General features: G+C 69.4%; 22 protein-coding genes and 1 pseudogene. 9 read left to right on the top strand and 14 right to left on the bottom strand.

The features are described from left to right. Positions 1–22: 22 nt before the first annotated feature. Positions 23–260, bottom strand: a pseudogene (locus tag CFI00_RS07120) (IS256 family transposase); the annotation flags it as partial. A 188-nt stretch (positions 261–448) separates the two neighbouring features. On the opposite strand from CFI00_RS07120, the gene CFI00_RS07125 reads away from it, so the two are divergent. The 5 genes from CFI00_RS07125 (at position 449) to CFI00_RS07145 (ending at position 4,570) form a co-directional block, all read left to right on the top strand. Then, positions 449–1,858 (top strand): Rieske 2Fe-2S domain-containing protein, encoded by a 1,410-nt coding sequence (locus tag CFI00_RS07125; RefSeq protein WP_207084511.1) that lies wholly within the window; start codon positions 449–451, stop codon positions 1,856–1,858. Further along, a complete protein-coding gene (locus CFI00_RS07130) occupies positions 1,855–2,352 on the top strand; it encodes an aromatic-ring-hydroxylating dioxygenase subunit beta (protein ID WP_207084512.1) in 498 nt (165 codons plus the stop codon). The genes CFI00_RS07125 and CFI00_RS07130 overlap by 4 nt, the downstream gene beginning before the upstream one ends. 45 nt (positions 2,353–2,397) lie before the next feature. Further along, positions 2,398–3,240 (top strand): alpha/beta fold hydrolase, encoded by an 843-nt coding sequence (locus tag CFI00_RS07135; RefSeq protein ID WP_207084513.1) that lies wholly within the window; start codon positions 2,398–2,400, stop codon positions 3,238–3,240. Positions 3,241–3,308: 68 nt separating this feature from the next. Continuing rightward, positions 3,309–3,647, top strand: coding sequence for a non-heme iron oxygenase ferredoxin subunit (locus tag CFI00_RS07140; RefSeq protein WP_207084514.1), 339 nt, complete (start codon positions 3,309–3,311; stop codon positions 3,645–3,647). Further along, positions 3,647–4,570, top strand: coding sequence for a hypothetical protein (locus tag CFI00_RS07145; RefSeq protein WP_207084515.1), 924 nt, complete (start codon positions 3,647–3,649; stop codon positions 4,568–4,570). Before CFI00_RS07140 ends, CFI00_RS07145 begins: the two co-directional genes overlap by 1 nt. 1,458 nt (positions 4,571–6,028) lie before the next feature. Here the strand turns inward: CFI00_RS07145 and CFI00_RS07160 are convergent. The 3 genes from CFI00_RS07160 to CFI00_RS07170 form a co-directional block, all read right to left on the bottom strand. Continuing rightward, entirely contained in the window at positions 6,029–6,301 is a 273-nt protein-coding gene (locus tag CFI00_RS07160; protein WP_207084518.1) for a type II toxin-antitoxin system RelE/ParE family toxin, read from the bottom strand. A gap of 6 nt (positions 6,302–6,307) precedes the next feature. Next, on the bottom strand, positions 6,308–6,592 hold the full coding sequence (locus CFI00_RS07165) for a type II toxin-antitoxin system Phd/YefM family antitoxin (protein WP_179652963.1): 285 nt from the start codon (positions 6,590–6,592) through the stop codon (positions 6,308–6,310). Between the two features lie 415 nt (positions 6,593–7,007). Continuing rightward, a complete protein-coding gene (locus CFI00_RS07170) occupies positions 7,008–8,186 on the bottom strand; it encodes an IS481 family transposase (RefSeq protein ID WP_207084519.1) in 1,179 nt (392 codons plus the stop codon). A 378-nt stretch (positions 8,187–8,564) separates the two neighbouring features. Between CFI00_RS07170 and CFI00_RS07175 the strand changes: the two genes are divergently transcribed. After that, a complete protein-coding gene (locus CFI00_RS07175) occupies positions 8,565–9,470 on the top strand; it encodes a helix-turn-helix domain-containing protein (RefSeq protein WP_207084520.1) in 906 nt (301 codons plus the stop codon). A gap of 9 nt (positions 9,471–9,479) precedes the next feature. On the opposite strand, the gene CFI00_RS07180 is transcribed toward CFI00_RS07175, so the two are convergent. The 3 genes from CFI00_RS07180 to CFI00_RS07190 are packed head-to-tail and all read right to left on the bottom strand — an operon-like array spanning position 9,480 to position 11,346. Next, positions 9,480–10,343, bottom strand: coding sequence for an alpha/beta fold hydrolase (locus tag CFI00_RS07180; protein ID WP_207084521.1), 864 nt, complete (start codon positions 10,341–10,343; stop codon positions 9,480–9,482). A 34-nt stretch (positions 10,344–10,377) separates the two neighbouring features. Then, on the bottom strand, positions 10,378–10,719 hold the full coding sequence (locus CFI00_RS07185; RefSeq protein ID WP_207084522.1) for a DUF2200 domain-containing protein: 342 nt from the start codon (positions 10,717–10,719) through the stop codon (positions 10,378–10,380). A gap of 33 nt (positions 10,720–10,752) precedes the next feature. Beyond that, complete coding sequence (locus CFI00_RS07190; RefSeq protein WP_207084523.1) at positions 10,753–11,346, bottom strand: hypothetical protein; 594 nt, start codon at positions 11,344–11,346, stop codon at positions 10,753–10,755. Positions 11,347–11,505: 159 nt separating this feature from the next. Between CFI00_RS07190 and CFI00_RS07195 the strand changes: the two genes are divergently transcribed. Next, on the top strand, positions 11,506–11,973 hold the full coding sequence (locus tag CFI00_RS07195) for a DUF4383 domain-containing protein (protein ID WP_207084524.1): 468 nt from the start codon (positions 11,506–11,508) through the stop codon (positions 11,971–11,973). Between the two features lie 90 nt (positions 11,974–12,063). Here the strand turns inward: CFI00_RS07195 and CFI00_RS07200 are convergent, their stop codons facing one another. From CFI00_RS07200 to CFI00_RS07215, 4 genes are read right to left on the bottom strand one after another with little or no spacing between them, the layout of a single operon-like run. Then, on the bottom strand, positions 12,064–12,660 hold the full coding sequence (locus CFI00_RS07200; RefSeq protein WP_207084525.1) for a DUF3618 domain-containing protein: 597 nt from the start codon (positions 12,658–12,660) through the stop codon (positions 12,064–12,066). Further along, complete coding sequence (locus tag CFI00_RS07205; protein WP_207084526.1) at positions 12,636–13,070, bottom strand: phage holin family protein; 435 nt, start codon at positions 13,068–13,070, stop codon at positions 12,636–12,638. The genes CFI00_RS07200 and CFI00_RS07205 overlap by 25 nt, the downstream gene beginning before the upstream one ends. A 23-nt stretch (positions 13,071–13,093) precedes the next feature. After that, a complete protein-coding gene (locus tag CFI00_RS07210) occupies positions 13,094–13,930 on the bottom strand; it encodes a hypothetical protein (RefSeq protein ID WP_207084527.1) in 837 nt (278 codons plus the stop codon). Next, positions 13,927–14,088, bottom strand: a complete 162-nt coding sequence (locus CFI00_RS07215; protein ID WP_207084528.1) for a hypothetical protein — start codon at positions 14,086–14,088, stop codon at positions 13,927–13,929. Before CFI00_RS07215 ends, CFI00_RS07210 begins: the two co-directional genes overlap by 4 nt. A gap of 95 nt (positions 14,089–14,183) precedes the next feature. Between CFI00_RS07215 and CFI00_RS07220 the strand changes: the two genes are divergently transcribed. Then, a complete protein-coding gene (locus tag CFI00_RS07220; protein ID WP_207084529.1) occupies positions 14,184–15,311 on the top strand; it encodes an acyl-CoA desaturase in 1,128 nt (375 codons plus the stop codon). Here CFI00_RS07220 and CFI00_RS07225 read toward each other — a convergent pair. The 3 genes from CFI00_RS07225 to CFI00_RS07235 all read right to left on the bottom strand — a co-directional run bounded on the left by CFI00_RS07225 (position 15,301) and on the right by CFI00_RS07235 (position 20,427). Continuing rightward, the gene (locus tag CFI00_RS07225; protein WP_207084530.1) at positions 15,301–17,952 is read right to left on the bottom strand and encodes an FAD/NAD(P)-binding protein; all 2,652 of its coding nucleotides are present in this window, start codon (positions 17,950–17,952) and stop codon (positions 15,301–15,303) included. The two genes, CFI00_RS07220 and CFI00_RS07225, sit on opposite strands and share 11 nt — an antisense overlap. A 203-nt stretch (positions 17,953–18,155) precedes the next feature. Further along, the gene (locus CFI00_RS07230; RefSeq protein ID WP_207084531.1) at positions 18,156–19,025 is read right to left on the bottom strand and encodes an aminoglycoside phosphotransferase family protein; all 870 of its coding nucleotides are present in this window, start codon (positions 19,023–19,025) and stop codon (positions 18,156–18,158) included. A 229-nt stretch (positions 19,026–19,254) separates the two neighbouring features. Next, positions 19,255–20,427 (bottom strand): IS30 family transposase, encoded by a 1,173-nt coding sequence (locus tag CFI00_RS07235; RefSeq protein WP_207085411.1) that lies wholly within the window; start codon positions 20,425–20,427, stop codon positions 19,255–19,257. A gap of 217 nt (positions 20,428–20,644) precedes the next feature. Between CFI00_RS07235 and CFI00_RS07240 the strand changes: the two genes are divergently transcribed. Then, complete coding sequence (locus CFI00_RS07240) at positions 20,645–21,667, top strand: LLM class flavin-dependent oxidoreductase (protein ID WP_207084532.1); 1,023 nt, start codon at positions 20,645–20,647, stop codon at positions 21,665–21,667. Positions 21,668–21,673: the final 6 nt, after the last annotated feature.

Here is a 21,673-nt window from a genome sequence, read left to right on the forward strand (position 1 = left end):
TTCGGTGGCGGCCCGATGAGCATCAGGCTACGTTCACGATCTCATCGTGACGGCCGGCACCGACAGTCTGCTCGGCGACATGCCGCTGCAGGGCAACTCGCAGTGCTGCTAGCTAGGTGCAGGTGGCCGTTGACGCGGCGGAACTGCTTGCCGGCCTCGACCAGGCCAGCGGCGCACCAGCGCACGGCCATGTTGCCGCTCTGCCAGTTCTTCACATTGGTCGAGTGGTTGCGACAAAGCGTGATCATCGACTCGATGCTGCGTCATGCCGTGTCGCTCACGCTCCACCTGAAACACGGAGATCCACTTATACGCTCGAAGGATAGATGCACAGCACAACTCGTCTATGGACGAATCCCAACTCGCGACCTAGTGTCGTTCATCACAACGCGCACGCACCAGGTTCCGGCCTGCGCCGGACCGCGTGACTTCGAAAGGAGCGAGCATTATGGTCACCCAAAAGAAGGTCTCAGCCCCGTCGTCCAGTGCGCCGGCTCAGGTGGACATGGCGGCCGTGCGCGAGGCAGTCGACTGGGTGAACGGACGCGTCAACGCGTCCATTCACTTTGATCCGGAGATCTACCGCGCAGAGGCGGACCGGGTCTTCAACCGAGCCTGGCTGGTTGTTGGGCACGAAGACATGGTGCGTAAGCCGGGCGACTACATCACCAACTACATGGGCGAGGTAGGGGTCATCGTGGCCCGGGACCGAGCCGGCGAGATCGGCGTGATGGTCAACAAGTGCGCCCACCGCGGTAACCAAGTCTGTCTCTTCGACCGCGGCAACGTGAAGGGCTTCACGTGCTCCTACCACGGCTGGAGCTACGGCCTAGACGGCGAGCTCACTGGTGCGCCGATGGAGCAGCACTTCTACCGCGACGAACTCGACAAGCCGGCCTGGGGACTGGAGCGCGCCCGAGTGGCGAACTTCCATGGCCTCATCTTCGCCACGTTTGACCAGTCCGCGCCCTCACTCGAGGAGTGGCTGGGCGAGGACACGTGCTGGTGGGTTGAGAACTACCTCCTGGCCACTCCGCTCGGCGGTCTGGAGTCAATGCCTGGCTGGCACCGATACCACTCGCCCGGCAACTGGAAGCTGGTGAGCGAGAACTTCATCGGAGACAACTACCACGTCTTCTCAGCGACCCACGTCGCGTGGCTGTCGCTTATTCAGCATAACCTGGAGCAGGGGAGCAAGCACCCAATGCTCACCTACCCCGCCTCCTCAACCGAGACGCCCATGTGGGAGGTGAGCGCCGGCGGCGAAGGCATCAGCGCGCCCATGGGTCTTGGAATGGTCACCATCGACGACGAAGGCGGGTACGCACGCGATCTTGCCGAGGCCAAAGGACTCGGGCCCGAGGCAGTGGAGTGGGTGGAGTACCGGCGCCAGAAGTATGCAGAACTCACGAAGGACATGGGCGGAAGTCCGTACGGGTTCATGAACGGCGGGATCTTCCCCAACTTCGGATTCATGGGCTACTTCTCGCCCATGGTGGGCCGACACTTCCAGACGTTCCATCCGCGCGGACCGCGGGGTCACGAGTGTTGGCAGTGGACGATGGTTGAGCGTGACGCCCCCCAGGTCATCAAGGACCTTGCTGCCCAGCGGGTCTTCCAGGGCCAGCACATGGCGGGTGTCATCGCTCCCGATGACGTCGAGAACTTCGAGCGCATGGTCGAGGCTGCGGGGCCGGAACGAAACTGGGCCCGCCCGCTGCACTACGGACTGCAGCTCGGGCGAGAGAACGAGGGGCCGGACGGCATCCCCGGCATCGTCGGGCCCAACCCCAGCGAGGTCGACCAGCGGCGCTTTTACAAGTTCTGGCTGGAGATGATGGAAAGGAAGCAGGCATGACCACGCGCGACAGCTGGCAACTCCAGCGGGAGGTTGAGGACTTCCTCTTCCGCGAGGCCCACGTCCTTGACGAGCGAAGGCTCGACGACTGGCTGACCCTCTTCACCGACGACGTCGAGTACCTCATGCCGTTGCGCGAGTACCTCGAAGGTGACGTCGAACCCGCGGGCCATCCGATCATGCGCGACGACAAGGAAATGCTCACGATTCGGGTCCGCAAGGACGACACCGGCTACTCACACGTAGAACTTCCGGCATCGATGACCTGTCATCTCATCAGCAACGTCGTTGTGGACGAGGTCGACGTCCCTGACGAGGTCGACGTCAGGAGTGCCTTCGCCGTCCGGCAAGCGCGAAAGCTTCGAGACGAGGCTTGGTGGACAGGGCGTCGTCACGACCGACTGCGCCGCGTCGACGGGACCTGGAAGATCGCGCGCCGCGTCATCTACCTAGACGCCACGATCCTGCCTCGCGGCATCGCCATCTTTTTCTGAGATCTGCCGAAGCACAGCCGGCCTCTACACATGAAAGCGACATCAATGAGCGACACGCTGTCCGAACTGACAGAGGAAAACACCGTTAAGGAGATTCAGGCTGGCCCTTACCGCGTCAGTTACCACGATGCCGGCGAAGGCCCCGTCGTCATCATGCTGCACGGTGGAGGGCCTGGGGCGAGTGGATGGGCGAACTTCAATGCGAACTTCGCGTCGTTCGCTGCCAAGCACAGGACTGTGCTCGTCGACATGCTCAGCTTCGGGCGGTCGGAGTCAGTGGTGTTCGACGCAGAGCCGGCGACAACGGTCCGTGCCCGTGCCGTACGCGACCTGATGGATGCCCTGGGGATCGAGCGCGCAAGCTTCCTCGGCAACTCGATGGGCGGGTCGGTTGCCATGGCATTCGCGGTCGACTATCCCGACCGCGTCGACCGTCTGGTTCTGATGGGCGCTTCCGGCATGACCCGCACGGTGCTGTTCACACAGCCCACCGAGGGACACCGGAGGCTCCGCGAGGCCTCGGCCGCACCTACCCTCGAGACGATGCAGGCGCTCGCCGACGTCATGCTGTTCGATCCCAGCGTTCTGTCCCAGGACGTCCTCAAATCGCGGGTCGAGGCCGCCAACGACCTGGCCCGCCGGGATGCGGCTGCTCGGTCAACGGCGCCTTGGCGCGAACAGGCGGATGAGTTCAAGCGGATCCAGGCTCGCACCCTGATCGTCTGGGGACGGGAGGATCGGGTCAACCCTCTGGAGATTGGCCTTCTCCTGCTGCGCGAGATCCCTGACTCGAGACTGCACGTCTTCCGCGACTGCGGCCACTGGGCGCAGCTTGAGCATCCGGAGGAGTTCAATCGCATCGCGTTGGACTTCCTCGCCGCGCCGTGATCACGCAGACGGGGCGTTCGAGTTTCCGGTGCGTTGCCGCGCCCACGTGAGGAGGTGAGGTGTCAGTTATGGAGTTGTCGACTCCGATCCACGTCTGCGACGCGGGCGATGTGCCGCGGGGGGAAGGGATAAGGATCGCGCGAGACGATCTGCCGGAGCCGATCGCCGTATTCAACGACGACGGGCAGTTCTTCGCGCTAAGCGACACGTGCAGCCACGGACAGTCGTCGCTCGCTGACGGCGAAATCGTCAATAGTCAGATCGAGTGCGCTCTTCACTGGGCCCGCTTCGACCTCAAGACCGGTGACGTCTGCGCGCTTCCCGCGCTCCTGCCAGTGACCTCTTACCCCGTGACCGTGGACGGCGATCGCGTCCTGTTATCCATCTCTACGGAAGGAGACGAGTGATGCTCGTCCTTGGCCTTGCTACCTCTCATGCTCCTGCTGTGCTTCTCCCGGTGGAGGCCTGGCCAGCAGCGCACAAGTTGATGATCGCGGACGTCGCTCAGTCGTCAGACGTCGAGGCGGAGACACCTGAGTTCCTGGCGCACGCCAAGGAGCGAATCGATTCCAGTGCCGCCGCCCTCCGCAGTGCGCTCGAAGCCGCTCGTCCCGACGTTGTGATCATCGTCGGCGATGACCAGAACGAGGTCTTCGGCCCGTCGGTGAACCCGAACCTCGCCGTCTACTGCGGTGACAAGGTGACCGGGAACACCCTTCCTCGATTCCGGGACCAGGGCTTCGACGAGACCGTGACCTTGGGGTGCCACCCCGAGGTGGCCCACGCCTTGGCAGCGGGCCTCGTCGAGCGGGGGTTCGACCCAGCTGTCATGACAGAGCTGCGCCCGCTGAGCAAGCCCGAGGGGATCGGGCACGCCTTCACCCGTCCTGCGCAGATGCTTCAGATCGCCGAGAGCGGCGTCCCCGTGGTCCCGGTCTTCCTGAACTCCTACCATGAGCCGCTGCCCTCTGCGCAGCGATGCTTCGCGCTCGGGCAGGCGATCCGCGAGATCGCAGACAGCCGGCCCGAACGCATTGCAGTGCTCGGCTCTGGAGGGCTCTCGCACGACCCGGACGGCCCCCGTGCGGGCTGGATCGACGAGCCCCTCGACCGTTGGGTCCTCGATCGGATCAGCCGGGGTCGCGGGGAGGAGCTCACCAACCTCTTCACCTTCAAGACTGACACCCTCAACGGCGGAAGCGGCGAGATCCGTTCATGGGTCGTGGTGGCCGGCGCCATGCCGGGGGTACCGGCCGACGTCATCGACTACATTCCCCTGCGCCACGGCATCACGGGCCTCGGGTTCGCCACCTGGAATCCGAGGGCATAGGTCGCGAGGAGAGTCATGCCCACCCCCGCAGCAAGCAGCCAGACCACCAAATCGAGTCGCAACGGCGCGGACCTCGTCGTCGAGTGTCTATCGGCGGAAGGGATCCGTTTCGTCGCCGGCGTGCCAGGAGAACCCCGACGATGGAGCTGCTCGATAGTTTGGCCCGTCAAGACGACATCCGATTCATCGTCACACGACGAGCAGGTGGCTGGCTTCCTCGCTGACAGGGTGTCACGCCCCGGGAAGCAGCTCGGCGTTTGCGTTGTCTCGCGCGGCCCTGGCGCAACGAACGCGGCGATCGCGGTCGAGAACGCCACCATGTCGATTCCGATGCTGTTGCTGGTTGGCCAGGTGGCTTGGGGGGATCGCCGATCGGCACGCCTTCGAGGAGATGGACCTGGCGTCATTCCGGCCCTTCTCGAAGTGGGTTGTGGAGATCCGGCACGCGGATCGCATCCCCGAACCTCTCCAGCGCGCGGTCAGGACGGCTGCCTCCGGGAAACCAGGCCCCGTCGTCGTGTCGCTGCCACTCGACGTCCTGCAAACGCCCGTCTCCGACGACGTCAACCCATTAACTACTCGCTGCCGCAGCACTACGGAGTCGTGGCCCGGATCATCCCCTTCAACCACCCGCTGACGTTCGTGGCGGGAAGGGTCGCGGCCCCCGCTTGATGCCGGCAATACCGTGATCATGAAGCCCAGCGAGCACACAAGCCTGTCCGCGCTGCGTTGGGCCGAGTTGATCGAGGATGTCGTCCGGATGGCCTCATCCAGACTATCACCGGCCGGGGTGGCACAACCGGAGACGCGCTGGTAAGCATCCCGACATTCGACGCCTGGCGCCGAGGTGTATAAGAATTGGGTGCGGGAAACGCCGGCTCCTCGCGTCAGGTTGGTGGCTGAGCTGCGGCTACGACGAGATGTGCGCCGGGGCTGTCGCGGGCTCAAGAAGTACCTCGCCTAGCAGGAAGTTTACGCAGTGGGCCGCCGGGGTCAGCGTGCTCGGTGAGGACCACGATCTGGCTTGCCGGCAACTGGCCTCGAAGGAGGCGACCGGTTCGCGGGCCTGGATCTCCAAGAAACCCCCCGAGGAGCGATCCTGATCAACGGTGCCGCTACCTGGATGGAGCGCCGGATCGCCGAGGGAGTTCCCGCGGTCGCCACCACATCGTGCTGTTCGAGATTCTGGTTCTGGCCGCCGTACCCGAGATCACGCCGCTCGTCTTCCACGGATCCCGCTTCCGCAAACTGGTCGTGGCGCCCGAACGGGAGGCGGGGTAATCGCCGGGCCAAGCCGGTTGAGCCCGGACACAAGGCGCCCGCGCTCCGCGAGCACGGCAGCGCGGGGCAGGTCGCCCGTGAACCGGGCGCACGCGCCGGCGTACGCGCCGGCCGGACCGGGGGGCCGTCCGGGGTCGCCTCGAACCGGGAGTCGATCGGCCGGGAGTTTGTTCTTGGTCAGCGCGGGCGGTACACGTCCGCGCGGTGGTCGACGTTGACGACCAGCACGATGAGCTGGTCGTCGTCGATACGATAGATGATCCGGTATGGGCCACGCCGGGCCGACCAGTAGCCCTCAAGCTCACGCTCGAGCGCCTTGCCGACGCGCTTAGGGTTCCGCGCGAGCTCGCCGTAAAGGAACTCCACGATCGCAGGTACGATGCGCGGCGGCACCCTGCGCAGGTCGCGTCGCGCCGGCGAGGCGAGGCGGACCTCGTAGGCCTGGCTCACCCGTCGTCAGGCGGTGGGGCGGCGCGGAACGTTGAACTCGGAGCGGATCTCGTCCTCGCGGATCGTCTTGCCTTCAGCGTACTCACGCTCGGCCTCGGCGATGTCGTCGAGGGTCTTTGGGCGCGAGAGCCAGAACAGGGTTTCCTGGAGCGACTCCCACTCGTCGGCGCCGACGAGCACCGCGGCGGGCGAGCCGTTCTTGGTGATCGTGACCTGCTCACGGGTCAACGAGACGGCCTCGACGAACTCGTTGAGCTTGTCCTTGACCTTTGAGATCGGTAGCGTCTGCATGCCGACCATTCTAGGCCGTTATTGTAGCCCAATCAAGGCCAGGGAAAAGGCCGATAACTAACCTCCCGTCGCCCGGCGGCGTGTCCAAGGACAGCCGGCTTGCTGTCGCGCTGAGGTGCGTGGGGCATGGCTCGAATGAGATTCGAGCCATGCCACGTTTACTCCCCGAAAACCTCGACGCAAGCCGCCTGACGAGGTCTGACGGCATCAAAAGGAGTGAGCGGCGTCACGACTGTCGCGGTGCGTTTGTGCAGGTCAGAGCACTACGCGTCAAAAGGCAGCAAGCAGGGGCGCAAGCAATCACCACCACACTATGAGTCCAGAGGTCGCAGGTTCAAATCCTGCCCCCGCTACAAGTGTGATGTCTCAGGACATCCGCAAGGCCCGAACCCACGGAAGTGGGTTCGGGTCTTGGTCATTTCCGGGGTTGGTAGTCCTTGGTGGTGTCGATGGTGAGCTCGCGGAGGAGTTCTCCGGTGGCGGCGTTGATGATGCGGACGTCGAGGTCGTGGACGAGCAGGATGACGTGGGTTCGGGCGTGGGTTCGTCCGACGCCGATGTGGTGCAGCCGGCCGTTGACGCGCAGGGTGACGGTGCCGACGCTGTCGATGCGGTCGAACCGGACTCGGTCGTGGGTGTCAGTGTCGCGGTCGGCGCCTGGAGTGGCTTTCGGGCGGGTCGTGTAGGCGATGGCCGGTGTGGCTCGATGTGGCAGGGACCGGTGCGGGCGGTGCCGGTTGTACGTGGTGGCGAACTCCTCGAGCAGGGCCTGTAGTTGCTCGAGGTTGGTCGGCTGCTCGGACTGGGCGCGTAGCCAGTTCTTCATCGTCTGTTGGAAGCGTTCGACCTTCCCGCAGGTGGTGGGGTGGTTCGGGCGGGAGTTCTTCTGCACGATCCCGAGGCGTCGTAGCTCGTGCTCGAGCATGCTGCGTCCGCCGCGGCCGCCGGCGAAACGGACGGTGTAGACCATGCCGTTGTCGGTCAGGGTGGATGCGGGGTAGCCGTGCTGACCTGCGGCTTTCGTGAAGGTGTCGAGCACGATCTTGGCCGTGATCCGCCGGTGTGCACTCACGTGCACGGCGTAGCGGGAGTGGTCGTCGAGCCAGGTGATGATCTCGACGTCTGCGCCGGGGCTGCGGTCTGGGTTGGTCAGTCGGTAGTGGGTGAAGTCTGACTGCCAGGTCTCGTTGGGCATCTCGGCCTGGAAGCGGATGTAGGACGACTTCGGGCGTTTGGCCGGCTCAGGGGACACCGCGCCGGCGCGAGTCAGGATCCGGTTGATCGTGGCCCGGGACACGGTCACTGCGTGGTGGTGCTGCAGGTGCCAGCCGATGGTGTCGGCTCCGGCGTCGAGGCCGGACTCGACCAGGTGCTTGCGCAGCGCGAGGACGAGGTCGACGACTGCTTCGGGGGTGGCGTTGGGCGAGGTCACCGGACGCCGTGACTTCGGTTCGTAGGCGGTGTCGCCCTCGGTTCGTCGGCGGGCCATCAGCTTGCTGACCCAGCCCTCACTCACTCCGTAGCGGCGGGCGGCCTCAGCCTGGGTGATGCCCTCGGTCTCGATCGCGGTGATGACCAGCCTTGCCTTCGACACAGGCCAGCATCGAGTTTCCTATGTCGTGAGACATGGGTTTCCGATGTCCTGAGCCAGCACACTGCCCCCGCTACAAGTCCGCGAGGCCCTCACAGTCTGACTGTGAGGGCCTCTCGCATGTGCGCAGCGGGGCCGTCCACTGCACCTGGCGACTTGCTGAGGAAGCTCAGGGCACCGTCGGTCTCCAGCACGGGCGTGGAGCATGGCGCTGATCGTGTCGGTCATGAGGTGGTCCTCTCTGTGGGGGTGATGAGGTTCGGTGCCTCACCCACGAGGACCCATGCGTCGATGCCGCCATCGTCGCCTCGGCGTCACTTCTGGGCCCACACGGCAATTCTGGTCGGGCGCGGGGGCCCACGGTGTCGCAGACTGGGGCTCATGAACGCGTCCGGTCGTGACCGCCTGCGCGAGCTCCTCGACGCCGTCCTGGACGGGGAGGACGCCACGCTCGCCGACATGGCGTCCCGCGCGCACTCCTCGCCGCACCACTTCAACCGGCTCCTGCGGCGCGACGCGGGGGAGCCCCCGGTCGCGATGCGGCGCCGGGTGGTGCTCGAGCGCGCAGCCTGGCGCCTCTCCGGTGGCACGAGCGTCACCGAGGCCGCCTTCGAGGCCGGCTACGAGTCGGTGGAGGGATTCGCCCGCGCCTACTCCCGCGCCTTCGGGCACCCGCCGAGCACCCCGGCGGCCGGCCACTGGCTGCCGTCGCCGAACGGCATCCACTTCCACCCGCCCATGTCGTTGTGGGTGCAGTCCACGGAGCACGCCATGAACCCGATCACCGAGCACCTCGTCCGCCACGACCTCGACGACACCCGCCACCTGGTCGACCTCGCCCGGGGGCTCGCGCCCGACGACTACGCGGCGACACGGCTCCCGGGCCTGCAGGTGCTCGGTTTCGACGGCAGCGACGAGACGCTGGCCGAGCTGCTCGAGCACCTCGTCGCGACCAAGGAGATCTGGCTGGCTGCGATCGAGGGCGCGGACCTCCCGCAGGGCGGTGACACGAGTGCCGCCGGCCTGCTCGCGCGCCATGACGCCGTGGCGCCGCGCTGGCTGGCGACGGTGCGCGACCTCGACAGCAGGGGAGCGTGGGACGACCGGCTCGTCGACGCCCTCTGTGACCCGCCGGAGAGCTTCGTGATGGCCAGCGTCTTCGCCCACGTGGTGACGTACGCCGCCGCGCGACGCCAGCTGGCCCGCCACCTGCTGCGCGACCTCGGCGTCGCGGTCGACGACGGCGACCCGATCACCTGGCTGCGTCGGCAGCGCGGCGAGGAGTGACGCCGGCGCTCATCGGCCGGTCGTTCCCGCCCTGTCCTCGACGTCGAGCACGTGCCGGCGCACCTGGCGGGCGACCACCTGCGGGTGGGTGCGCGGTGCCCAGTGCCCGACGGGCAGGCTCACCCGTCGGATGTCGTTGCACCACTCGTCGCTCGCGGCGAGGGCACCGTGCCGGATGGCGAGGTCGCGGGTGAGCTCCAGCTGCAGCACCGGGACGGACGTACGTCGTTCCCGCGGCCGGCGCGCCGCCGCGCCGAGGTTGCCGCGGTAGTAGCGCAGGCCCGACACGGCGTCGTGGTCGCCCACGATCTTGAGCACGGGCGGGGCCAGTGGCGAGACCAGGAGCGGGACGTAGGAGGACGACACCACCTGGCTCGCGACCCCCGCGACCCGGCCGGGGGTCGGGCGCTGGAGCATCCCGCGCATCCAGACGGCCACGTGGTCGAGGTTGGGCCCGCTGATCGAGGTGAAGGACGCGATCCGGTGCTCGGCCCCGGGCTCGCACACGGCTTCCCACGCCTGGACCGATCCCCAGTCGTGCCCCACCACGTGGACCGGCCGGTCGGAGGAGGCGTCGTCGAGCACGGCCATGAGGTCGGCAGCGAGGTGGGGGAGCGCGAAGGCCGGGTCCGGCGCCCGGGTGGGCGAGAGTCCCTGCCCGCGCGTGTCGTAGGCGATGATGCGCAGCTCGTGGGACAGGTGCCGCGCGAGGCGCGTCCAGAGCAGGTGGGTGTCGGGGTACCCGTGGACCAGCACGACCGGTGGCGCGGTCGGATCGCCCACCTCGTGCACGGCGAGCTCGACGCCGTCGCCGACGACGGTGCGCTGGCGCCACTGGGCGGCGGGAGGGGGCATGTGGGCTGCGACGTCCATGCCGCGAGGTACCCACCGTCGGGCGCCTGCGCACTCAGCCGCGCAGCACCTTCTCCATCGGACGGCCCTGGGCCAGCTCGTCGACGAGCTTGTCGAGGTAGCGGATGCGGCGCATCAGGGGGTCCTCGACCTCCTGGACCTTCACCCCGCACACGGACCCGGTGATCTGGTCGACGTGCGGGTTGAGGTGCGCCTGGTCGAAGAAGTCCTCGAAGGTGGTGCCCTGCTCGAGGTGCGTCGCCAGTGTCGCGGCGTCGAAGCCGGTGAGCCACTCGATCACCTGGTCGACCTCCGCCCGCGTGCGCCCCTTGCGCTCGGCCTTCGCCACGTAGTGGGGGTAGACCGAGGCGACGCTCGTGGCGAAGATGCGGTGCATGCCCCGAGGATAGGGCCCCGCGCCGACGCCCGGTCAGCCCTTGTCGGTGTCCGCGGCCCGGCGCAGCACCTCGGACTCGCTCTTGACCGACTTCACGGTGGCGGGGTCCATCAACGGCTCGATGCCGGGCTGGTGGAGGTCGGTCTCGGTGGTGTCGGGGTTGGTCCCGTCGCCGGCGGCCGGGATGCCGGAGGGGGTGCGCAGGACGTCCTCCACCTCCGCCTCGGTCAGTCCGAGCGCGGGCGCCATCACGGCTGCCTTCTTCGACGGGGCCTTCTTCCGGGCCGGCGTCTTCTTCCGGGCAGGTGCCCTGCGAACCGGTGCCTTCTTGACGGCCTCGGCGACGGGCGCCTCCGCTGCTGGGGATGCGCTCATCGGGTCCGTGACCTCTGCCGAGGTGACGCGGGTGCCAAGGATCGGATCGTCCTGCTGAGCAGCGGCACGCTCACCCGACCAGGGACCGTTCGGCACGGGGGCAGGACCGGAAGCACGCTCGATCGCGCGGCCCACCAGGTGGGCGGTCGCGCGAGCTCCGGTCGTGGCCACGCCCACCGATGCTCCGACGACGGCGGCGGCGACATGGGCGGGGAGCGTGACGGCTCCCGAGACCAGACGGATGGGGTTCACGATGGGATCCTCTCGTCGAGCGGCAATCAGGACGCCTCCCCGTACCCCGTCGCCGGGATCGCAGACTGTGGCGCGCACCACGACGCGTGTGCGACGGCGGGTCAGGGGGTACGGAGGTGGCCCACCACGCCGGCCGACTCGGCGTCGAGAGGAGCAACCATGACTGACAACGCCCGCCTCCGAAACACCTCTGTCGCGACACGGACCCCGGTGCAGGCTGCAGCCGCCGGTGTCGGCGTCGTGTTCCTCCTCGTGGGGGTCCTCGGGTTCATCCCCGGCATCACCACGAACTACGACAGCCTCCAGGCGGCCGGACACGAGTCGAACGCCGAGCTCCTGGGCATCTTCCAGGTGTCGGTGCTCCACAACGTGGTGCACCTGCTCTTCGGCGTGGCCGGGCTCGCGCTGGCGCGCACCGCGTCGGGTGCCCGCCTCTTCCTCGTGGGCGGCGGCGCGATCTACCTCGTGCTGTGGCTCTACGGGCTGGTCGTCGACAAGTCGTCGCAGGCCAACTTCGTGCCTCTCAACACCGCCGACGACTGGCTGCACTTCGTCCTCGGCCTCGGCATGGTCGCCCTCGGCGTGGTGCTGGCGAAGCGCTCCCGGGCCGTGGGCTCGAGCCGCTGACCACCGGGTCCCGCTGATCGGCACGCACGCACGAGCCGGCCCGTCCCTGTCAGGGACGGGCCGGCTCGAGGAGAAGTAGCGCCGGACGGCTCAGGACTGCGTCTGCGAGCGCACCTCGTCCACTCCCGACTGTCCTTCCGACTTCAATGTGGCGGCGCTGTCGGAGGCAGTGTCCTTGACCTCCTGGGCGGCCTGGGCCGCCGTCTCCTTCACCTCGGAGGCGACGTCCTGGGCCACCGACCTCGCCTGGTCCACGACCGGCTGGCCGTGCTCCTTGGCGGCGTCGACGACGTGGCCTGCGGCCACGGCCTCCTTCTCGGAGGCCGGGATCAGCGCCGAGACGATCATCCCGGCACCGAAGGCGACCAGCCCGGCGGCCAGCGGGGCGCCCTGCACCTTGTCCTGCGCAGCACCCACGGTGTCGTGGGCCGTTCCGCGGACGGAGTCGACGGCTCCGACTGCCGAGTCCTTGGCGGACCCGGCCGTGCCGGATGTCGAGGAGCTCACGCCGTGGGCGGTGCCCATGACCTTGTCGCGCACGCCCCGCATCCGGCCGCGCGCTGCCTGCTTGCGCCGCTCGACGATGGCCGAGGGGCTCACGCGGTCCTGCAGGGCGTCGACGTCGGTCGTCATCGACTGACGCGTCTGCTCGATCTCGGCCCTCAGTTCTTCTGTGCTCTGGCCCATGCTGCGTCCTCCTTGAGTGTCTGCTGCGTCTCCGGCAGCTGCGGGTGTGCGTTCTTGAGCTCCTTGCGGCCTCGGGCCGCGAGGACGGCGCCGACGATCGCCCACAGGATCGTGACGATCAGGAACGCCAGCTCGACCGGCATCCAGTTGTCGAGCAGGTAGGCGAGGGCGAAGGATCCGAGGATCAACGCGAGCAGGCCGGCGATGCCGGCACCGCCGAGCATCCCGGCACCCTTCCCGGCCTTGGTCGCCTCTTCCTTCATCTCGGTGCGCGCGAGGTCGAGCTCCTGCTTGACCAACGTGGTGAGGTCGTTGCTCAGGTCGCCGACGATCTCGCCCAGGCTGCGGCTGTCACCGGTCCCCGTTCCTGTCGTCCCGGTGCTCGTCCCGGCGACGTGCGAGCCGCTCACCGGTTCGGTCCCCATCGCGCCCGTCACAGCGGGTCCTGGGTGCGCTGGCCGTAGGAGTCCGAGGTGGTCGGGTCCAGGCTGGACGGGGTGTTGAGCGTCGGCGCGGTCGTCGCCGGGCCGGCGTGGTCGCCCGTGCGCGGGGCCGGCTGGACCGGCGTGTCCATCGGACCCGTCCCGACACCTGTGCCGTAGGTCTGGCCGTACGTCGCGTCCGTCCCGATGCCCGTCCCGGTGTTCGTCCCGGTGCCGCCGGACTCGGCGAGGGATGCTGCCGCCGCACCATCGGCGGTCGCCCGGAACATCCGACCGGCAACCACTCCGGCCGCAAGCGCTCCCACCAGGAAGGTGCCGGGCCGACGCCGCGCGAAGTCGCGGGCGTCGTCGAGGAGCTGCGCGGGCTCGCGGTTCTCCAGGTGGCTGCCGAGCGCGCGGACGCGGTCGGAGACCTCCTGGGCGAGGTCCGTCGCCATGCCCTGAGAGGGGCCCTGCCCCTGCGCCATCTGCTGCAGGTCGTCACCGAGGGTGCGGAGGGTCTCCGACAGCTTGTCGCGGCCGGTGGTCGCCTGGTCGCTCAGTTGGGTGGTGACCTGCTGCCTCGCCTCGCCCACGACGTTGCGAGCCTGCTCGGTCGCGGTGCCCGCGACGTTGAGCGCCTCGTCCTTCGCGGTGCCGGCCACCTGCCTGCCCTGGTCGGCCGCGGTGGACGCCGTCTCCTTGGCCTTGTCGGTGGTGCCACTGCTTCCGGTGGAGCCCACGGCGTCGGCGCCGGAGCTGTAGCCGGTCGCGTCGTAGCCGCCGAGACCGGGGGTGGTGCCGGTGGTGCCGGTCGTGCTCAAGGGGTCATTTCCGTAGGTCGTCATGCGTCCTCCTCGGAGTGGGTGGGGGTGGTGCCTGCGTCCGGATCGGGATCGGGGTCGCTGGCCGGTTCGGAGTCCGGGTGCAGCTGGTCCTGATCGGGTTCCTGCCCGTCCGGCGACGGCGGATCTGCGTCCTGGTCGTGGTCGGTCTGGTGGGTCATGCACGTTCGGTACCCACCGGATCGAGTCCCACCCCACCCGTTCGGGCGGCATTTCCCAGGTGCATGCGATCCGCGCTCGCGGGGCACTGGGAGCGATGGCCTTCCTGCAGCACTCCCCGCTCCGACGCTCCTACGCCGACCTCACGGACGTCGAGGTGGAGGAGATCGGCCGCACCCTGGACGCCCTCCGCGAGGAGGTGCTGGCCGACCGCGGCGCCCGCGACGCGGCGTACGTCCGTCGCGTCATCGCCGTTCAGCGGTGCCTCGAGGTCGGCGGTCGCGTGGTCCTCCTCGGCAGCCGCAGCCGCACCGCGTGGTGGCTCGGCACCACCTCCTTGGCGCTCGCCAAGGTGCTCGACAACATGGAGATCGGCCACAACGTGCTCCACGGCCAGTGGGACTGGATGCGCGACCCGCGGATCCACTCCTCGACGTGGGAGTGGGACCACGCGTCGGCCCCTTCGCAGTGGCAGCGCGCGCACAACGACCGCCACCACGCCAACACCAACGTGCTCGGCATGGACAACGACCTCGGCTACGGCATCCTGCGCGTCGACGAGGCCCAGGAGTGGGAGCCGCGTCATCTCGCGCAGCCGCTGCTGAACCTCGTGAACGCGTGCATCTTCGAGTACGGCATCGCGATGTACGACCTCGACCTGGGCGAGTCGCTGCGCTCGGGCGCCGGCTTCACGGCGGAGCAGAAGGAGGAGATGCGCACGACCGGGCGTCGGGTCGCGCGCAGCGCGTTCCGCGACTACGTGCTGCACCCGCTGCTGTCAGCGCCCACCGGGTCGGCACGCACCACCCTGACCGCCAACCTGGTGGCCAACTTGGCGCGCAACGTGTGGAGCCACTCGGTGATCATGTGCGGCCACTTCCCCGAGGGCGTGGAGACGTTCGAGGTCGAGGAGGTCGAGGAGCACGAGACGAGGGGGCGGTGGTACCTCCGCCAGATGCTCGGCTCCGCCGACATCTCCGGCCCGCCGCTGCTCCACGTGCTGTGCGGCAACCTGTCGCACCAGATCGAGCACCACCTCTTCCCGGACCTGCCGAGCAACCGCTACGGCGAGATCGCCGGGCCCGTGCGCGAGCTCTTCGAGCGTCACGGCCTGGCCTACAACTCCGCCCCGCTGTGGCGACAGGTCGCCAGCGCCTGGCACAAGGTCCTGCGGCTGTCACTGCCGCCACGGGGCACAGCGGGCGCCCGGCCGGTCACCGCCTGACGGGCGCGACCGCGAGGGCTGCGCGGCGGCGGGCGTCGAGGGCCGAGGAGCGGCGCGAGAGGCGTACGTCGAGCAGGTTGGCGGCCTCGGTGGTGCGCCCCGCCATCGCCAGCGCGTGCACGAGCGTGTCCTCCACGACCTCGCGCTGTGCCCGACTGCCGCCGATCGGCTCCATCGAGCGGACCACGCCCGTCAGCGTCGCCGCGGCGGCGTCCCACCGCTCGTCGACGACCTGCGCCAGGCCGTGGCACAGCGGCGTGACGACATCGCGGAGGACGCGGTCCTCGCTCGCGGACGCGTGCGCCGCCAGCCCGGCGAGGCCCGCGGCGTCGCGGGTCCCGGCGAGCAGCACGGCGGCGTGCATGGCCGCGAACGGCGTCGTGGGCGCGACCAGCCACTCCTCGGGCGCCGCGTCGCGCACGTCGGCGACGGGCAGGTCGTCGGTCCACGCGCCGGTCACCCGGCCGCGCCACAGCAGCGCCCCGCTGTCGACCACGACCCGGCTGCCGCTCACCGCCGGCGGCGCGAGCTCGCGGGCGTAGCGACGGCGTACGGCCTCGACGTCGTCCTGCATCAGCTCGTGCAGCGCCGCGTGCCACGAGAAGTGCGAGCGGTGGTTGGCCTCCGGGCCGCGGGTGCGGATCCACTCGTCGAGCCAGGCCAGGCCGGCGGAGTGCTGCCCGGTCTCGTAGAACACGTGCGCCCGGGCGTGGACGGCGTGCCCCGACGCCGGCTCGACCGACAGCGCGTAGGACGCGAGGTCCTCGGCCTCGGCCCAGCGCTCCTGGTCCTGCCGGACGAACGCGAGCTGGCCGGCGTACCACCAGTCGTCGCCGTAGGAGCGGCCCAGCGACTCGACCAGCTCGGCGGTCTGCGCGCCGCTGGTGAGGCCGCCGAAGGCGACGGTCGGCACCGCGACGCTGACGGCGAGCGCATCGCGGGGGAAGAGGCGTACGTGTCGCAGCAGGGCCGCGGCGCCGGTGGGCTCGTCGGAGCGCAACCGGGTGGTCACGGCGTCGAGGAAGGAGCTCTCGCGGTCGTCGAGGTGGCGCTCGGCAGCGGCGCGGTGCGCGGCCCGCAGCGAGGCGCGCCAGTGCGTGTTCGTGCCCCACTCGTGCCCGAGGAGCGCCAGTGCGGCGTGCGCCTGCACGAAGCCGGGGTCGGCCTCAACTGCCTGTCGCAGACCCTCCTCGGCGCCGTCCTGGAGGCGCAGCAGGCGGCCGAGCGCGGCGTTGTAGCGACGGGCGGCACGCCGGTCGGTGGAGAGGGTGAGGCCGTAGGGGTCGACCGGGCGTCGGCGCGACTCGCCGTGCAGCGCGCGGGTGACCGAGCGTGCGACGTCGTAGGCCTGCTCGCGGATCTCCGGCATCGCCGTGGACTCCCAGAGGTTGCCTCGCCGCAGCGAGCCGACCGCGAGGAACGGCCGCGTGACCGGCAGGGTGCCCAGGACGCGCCCGTCGTCCGCGGTGTCGATGCCGAGCCCGGCCGGACCGGGGCGCACCAGGCCGGTGCGGGCCAAGCGCGTGAGGAGCGGGTCGGCGATGGAGCCGACCGGACCGGTGCAGTTGACCACGGCCGCCACGGCCAGCTCGGTGCCGTCGTCGAGGGTGACGTGGAGCGCGTCGTCCCCGGCGCGTACGCCGGCGATGGTGCCGCGATGCCTGACCAGGCGACCGGACTCCGCGACCGCGCCGAGGCGACGCGCGGTGACCGGTGCCATCCGGTGGCGGTGCACGTCCCACCTGCGGGCGTCCTCGGCCAGGAAGCGCCGCTTGTCGGCCTCCGACAACCCGCGCCACAGCTGCGCGGTCACCGGCCGGAGGCCGTCGATCGCGGCCCGCCAGTCGCCGGTCGCCGTCACCGTCTGGGCGACGTGGTCGCCGAGGGTCGCGCGCAGCGCGTCGAGTCCCTCGGTGCGCGTCACCCCGGGCGGAGGCGGCACCGGGGGAGTCGTCGGAAGCACGTGCGGTTCCGGCACGGCGTCGGTGCGGGAGACCACGTGGAGCGTGCGGCCTGGCCGGTCGGCGCTGATGGCGAGGTCGACCATGGTCAGCCCCGCACCCAGCAGGAGCACGTCGCCGACCTCGGGGATCCCCTGTGTCCACGGGTCGGCGACGAGTCGGGGGTCGGCTGCGAGCTCCGCGGGTGCCCATCCCGTGCCGGGCCGGCTGCCCGTGGCGAGCACGACGGCCCGGGCCTCGAGGCGCTCGCCGTCGGACAGCTCGACGACGAAGCCGGTCCCGGAGCCGGCGACGTCGACGACGTCGGCGTGACGGCGTAGGAGCCGGGCGTTGCCGGGGAACTCCGACGCCGTGGCGAGCAGTCCCTCGACGTAGCGGCCGAAGACGGCGCGGGGGGCGAAGTCGTGGGGCTGGAAGCCCGGGTCGTGGTGGGTGCGCAGCCAGCGCAGGAAGTGCTCGGGGTCACGCGGGAAGGCGCTCATCCCCGAGGCGGGCACGTTGAGGAGGTGGCGCTCGTCGGTGGTGGAGTAGGCCTGTCCGCGCCCCGTCGTCGGCGCCGGGTCGACCAGCTCCACGCTGAAGCGCGACGACAGGGCGGTCACGAGGTGCGTCGCGACGAGCGTGCCTCCGGCCCCTGCGCCGACCACCACGACCCGACGGTGGCCCTCGTTCGTCCCCATCCCGACCTCCAGTGGAATTAATACAGTGACTTACTGGACAAAGGTAGCAACGGCGGAGGTGTGAAGCGAGCCGGCGGCTCGGCGTGTTCAGGGGTGCCGGTGCGAGCTGCTCATCGGCGCGGACGACGTCGACGTACCGGTCTTCGCCACCACCCGGCTGCACGCGCTCGCCGCGGTCGACCTCGCGCTCGGCTGAGGCCCGCTCAGCCGGCCTGCGCGACGACCTCGTGCAGCCAGTCGTCGAGGCGCTCGAGCTGCTCGGGTCTCCCGAACATCGGCGGCCTCCCGGGAGGCGGCAGGAAGCCGACGACGTCCATCACGAGCCAGTAGGCGTCGCCGCGCGCTCCCGCCGCGTCGGCGTACGCCTCGAGGAAGGCGAGCGCCCGCTCGACGTCGTACGCCACGGCGAGGTTCGAGGCGGCGTGCGCCGCGTCCAGCCAGGCGGGACCGGTCGAGGTCTCGACCCAGTCGACCACCCCGCTGATCGCGCCGTCCGACCACAGCAGGTTGTGGTGACCGAAGTCCCGGTGGAGGAACGTCGGCTCGTACGACGGCGCCGGACCGTCCAGCACGTCGAAGGCGCGCCGCCACGACTCGGGGTGGCGCGACCACTCCGGCACCACCCACTTCGCCTGCCATGCCCAGGACTGGAAGGCGCGGAAGGGCTGGGGTGGCCGCACGGCGTGGATCGTCGTGAGCACGTCCGCCATCGCCTCGAGGGTGCCGTCGTCGACGGCGGTCGGGCGCGCTCCGCGGAGCCGTGACATCACGTGTGTGGCCACGCCGGCGGCCGCGCCGACGGTGTCGAGGCCGAGCGTGACCGGGGCGGGCACGTCCGTGTCGGCGAGCACCAGCTGGGCGTCCCGCTCGCGCGCGGTGAGGTCCGCGCCGTGCGTCCGCCAGGGCTCGTTGGTCATCAGTCGCAGCACGGACTCGCTGTCGTCGGCGTGGCGCAAGGCGAGCATCGTCGAGGTCAGCCCGCCCTCGAGGGGCTCGGACGAGACGACCGGAGACCCGACCTCGGACGAGGCCCAGTCCAGGGCGGCGGTGAGGTCGACGGGTCGCTCCGGCATGGCCCGACGTTATCGAGCGTCTCAGCCCTGCGTCGGCCAGAGGGAGTGGTAGGCGTTGATCGCGGGCTGCCCGCCGAGGTGGGCGTGGAGCACGTGCGAGTCGGCCGGGATGTCGCAGGACTCGGCGCAGGTGGCGACCGAGCTCGATCGGCTCCGCGGTGTGGCGCGCGGCGAGTCCGCGGGTCAAGCGGTAGTCCACCGGGAAGTAGTTGTGCAGCGGGGGGCGAAATCAACCTGCTAGCGCAACACCGTCTGGATCTGTTGGTTTCGACAGTAGGGCGGTGAGGGCTTCGGTGGGGGTGTCCCAGTCCAGACGTTTGCGTGGTCGGTCGTTGAGCTCGTTCGCGACGTAGGCCAAGTAGTCGGGGTGGTATCCGGACAGATCGGTGCCCTTGGGGAAGTACTGGCGCAGGAGCCCGTTGGTGTTCTCGTTCAGGCCGCGCTGCCAGGGTGAAGCGGGGTCGCAGAAGTAGATCTTCACGTCGGTGGCCAAGGTGATCTGGGCGTGGTTGGCCATCTCGATGCCCTGGTCCCAGGTGACGCTGCCCCGAAGCCGATCGGGGAGCTGGGCGAGGGTCTGGATCATCGCTTCTTGGACCTCGATTGCACCGTGGCGTTCGGGCAGGTGCAACAGCATCAGGAAGCCCGTGGTCCGCTCGACCAGGGTGCCGATCGCGGACTTGTTCTCCTTGCCGGTGATCAGGTCGCCCTCCCAGTGTCCGGGCACGGCCCGGTCCTCGACCTCGGCGGGACGCTCGCTGATGTTGACCATGTCCTTGATCCGGCCGCGGCGTGCCTCGCCACTGCGGCGGGGTCTGCGGATGGCGCGCCCGGTGCGTAGACACACCGCCAACTCACGCTTGAGAGCGCCGCGGCCCTGGACGTAGATCGACTGGTAGATCGTCTCGTGTGACACCCACATCTCCGGCTGGTCGGGGAACTTCTTACGCAGCCGCCGGGCGATCTGCTCGGGACTGTGCTTGCGGGCCAGTCTGGACTGCACCTCCCGACGCAGTCGCTCGTTGAGCGTCAGCTTCGCCGGGCGGCCCTTGCCGCGAGCCCGACGCTCCGCACCGACCTGTGCCAGGTGCGGGGAGTAGTTCCACGGCGTGGAGCGTCGTCTGCCATCGCGGGCCGGGCGGCCGTAGTTTTGGTTGCACAGGTTCTTCGCGATCTCGCGGCTGATCGTCGAGGGCGACCGGCTCAAGGATCGCGCGATCTCGCGGATCGACTCCTCACGCTCCATCGCGGCATGGATCCACTCACGCTCGAGCATCGACAAGCGTCGGTACGTGGCCGGCCTGCGGCTGGGTAACTGCTTCACACCGCCAGCCTCACGAAACCACCGGCGTGCCGTCGTGACCGGCACACCGACACGTGAGGCAGCCTCTCCACCGAGCAGCCCGCCGCGATGCACTCCCACAACCCTCGACGTGCCGCCATCAAGTAAGCCATCACAACCTCCTCATGAGAGGTGTTGCGTTAGCCCCTTGAACTCGAGGGGTCCTGGGCGACCGTTTGGCGGTGGACTACCGGGGCGGGACGACCACTTCCCGGTGAACTACCCCGGCCGAGGTCGACGTCAGGAACAACTGCGGAAGTTGAGCGTTGAACCAGTCATGAAGAAGATCGGGTTCCTGAACTTCGGCCACTGGACCGACTCGCCGCAGTCGGCCGTGCGCTCGGCCTCCGACACGCTGCTGCAGTCGATCGACCTCGCGGTGGCGGCCGAGGAGCTGGGTGCGGACGGCGCCTACTTCCGCGTGCACCACTTCGCGCGGCAGCTCGCCTCGCCGTTCCCCCTGCTCGCCGCGGTCGGCGCGCGCACCAGCCGCATCGAGATCGGCACGGGCGTGATCGACATGCGCTACGAGAACCCGCTCTACATGGCCGAGGACGCCGGCTCCGCCGACCTCATCTCCGGTGGCCGCCTCCAGCTCGGCATCAGCCGCGGATCACCGGAGCAGGTCATCGAGGGGTGGCGCTACTTCGGCTACGCCCCCGCCGAGGGCGAGGACCAGGCCGACATGGCGCGCCGCCACACCGAGGTGCTGCTCCAGGTGCTGGAGGGGGAGGGGTTCGCCCAGCCCAACCCGCGCCCGATGTTCCCCAACCCGCCCGGGCTGCTGCGCATCGAGCCGCACTCGCCGGGCCTGCGGGAGCGCATCTGGTGGGGTGCTGCCTCCGACGCCACCGCGCGCTGGGCGGCGGAGAAGGGCATGCACCTGATGAGCTCGACGCTCAAGGCGGACGAGACCGGCGAGCCCTTCCACGTGCAGCAGCGCAAGCAGATCGAGGTCTACCGCGAGGCGTGGAAGGCGGCCGGCCACGAGGGCGAGCCGCGCGTGTCGGTGAGCCGCTCCGTCATGCCGATCACCACCGACCTCGACCGGATGTACTTCGGCCGCGAGGGCGCCAGCACCGACCAGTTCGGCCAGATCGAGGCCAACCTCCGCGCGGTCTTCGGCAAGACGTACGCCGCCGAGCCGGAGATCCTGGTCAAGGAGCTCGCCGACGACGAGGCGATCGCCGCGGCCGACACCCTGCTGCTGACGGTGCCCAACCAGCTCGGCGTCGACTACAACGCCCACGTGCTCGAGACCGTGCTGACCCAGGTCGCCCCGGACCTCGGCTGGCGCTGAGCTGAC

The organism is Nocardioides sp. S5 (assembly GCF_017310035.1).
GTDB lineage: Bacteria > Actinomycetota > Actinomycetes > Propionibacteriales > Nocardioidaceae > Nocardioides.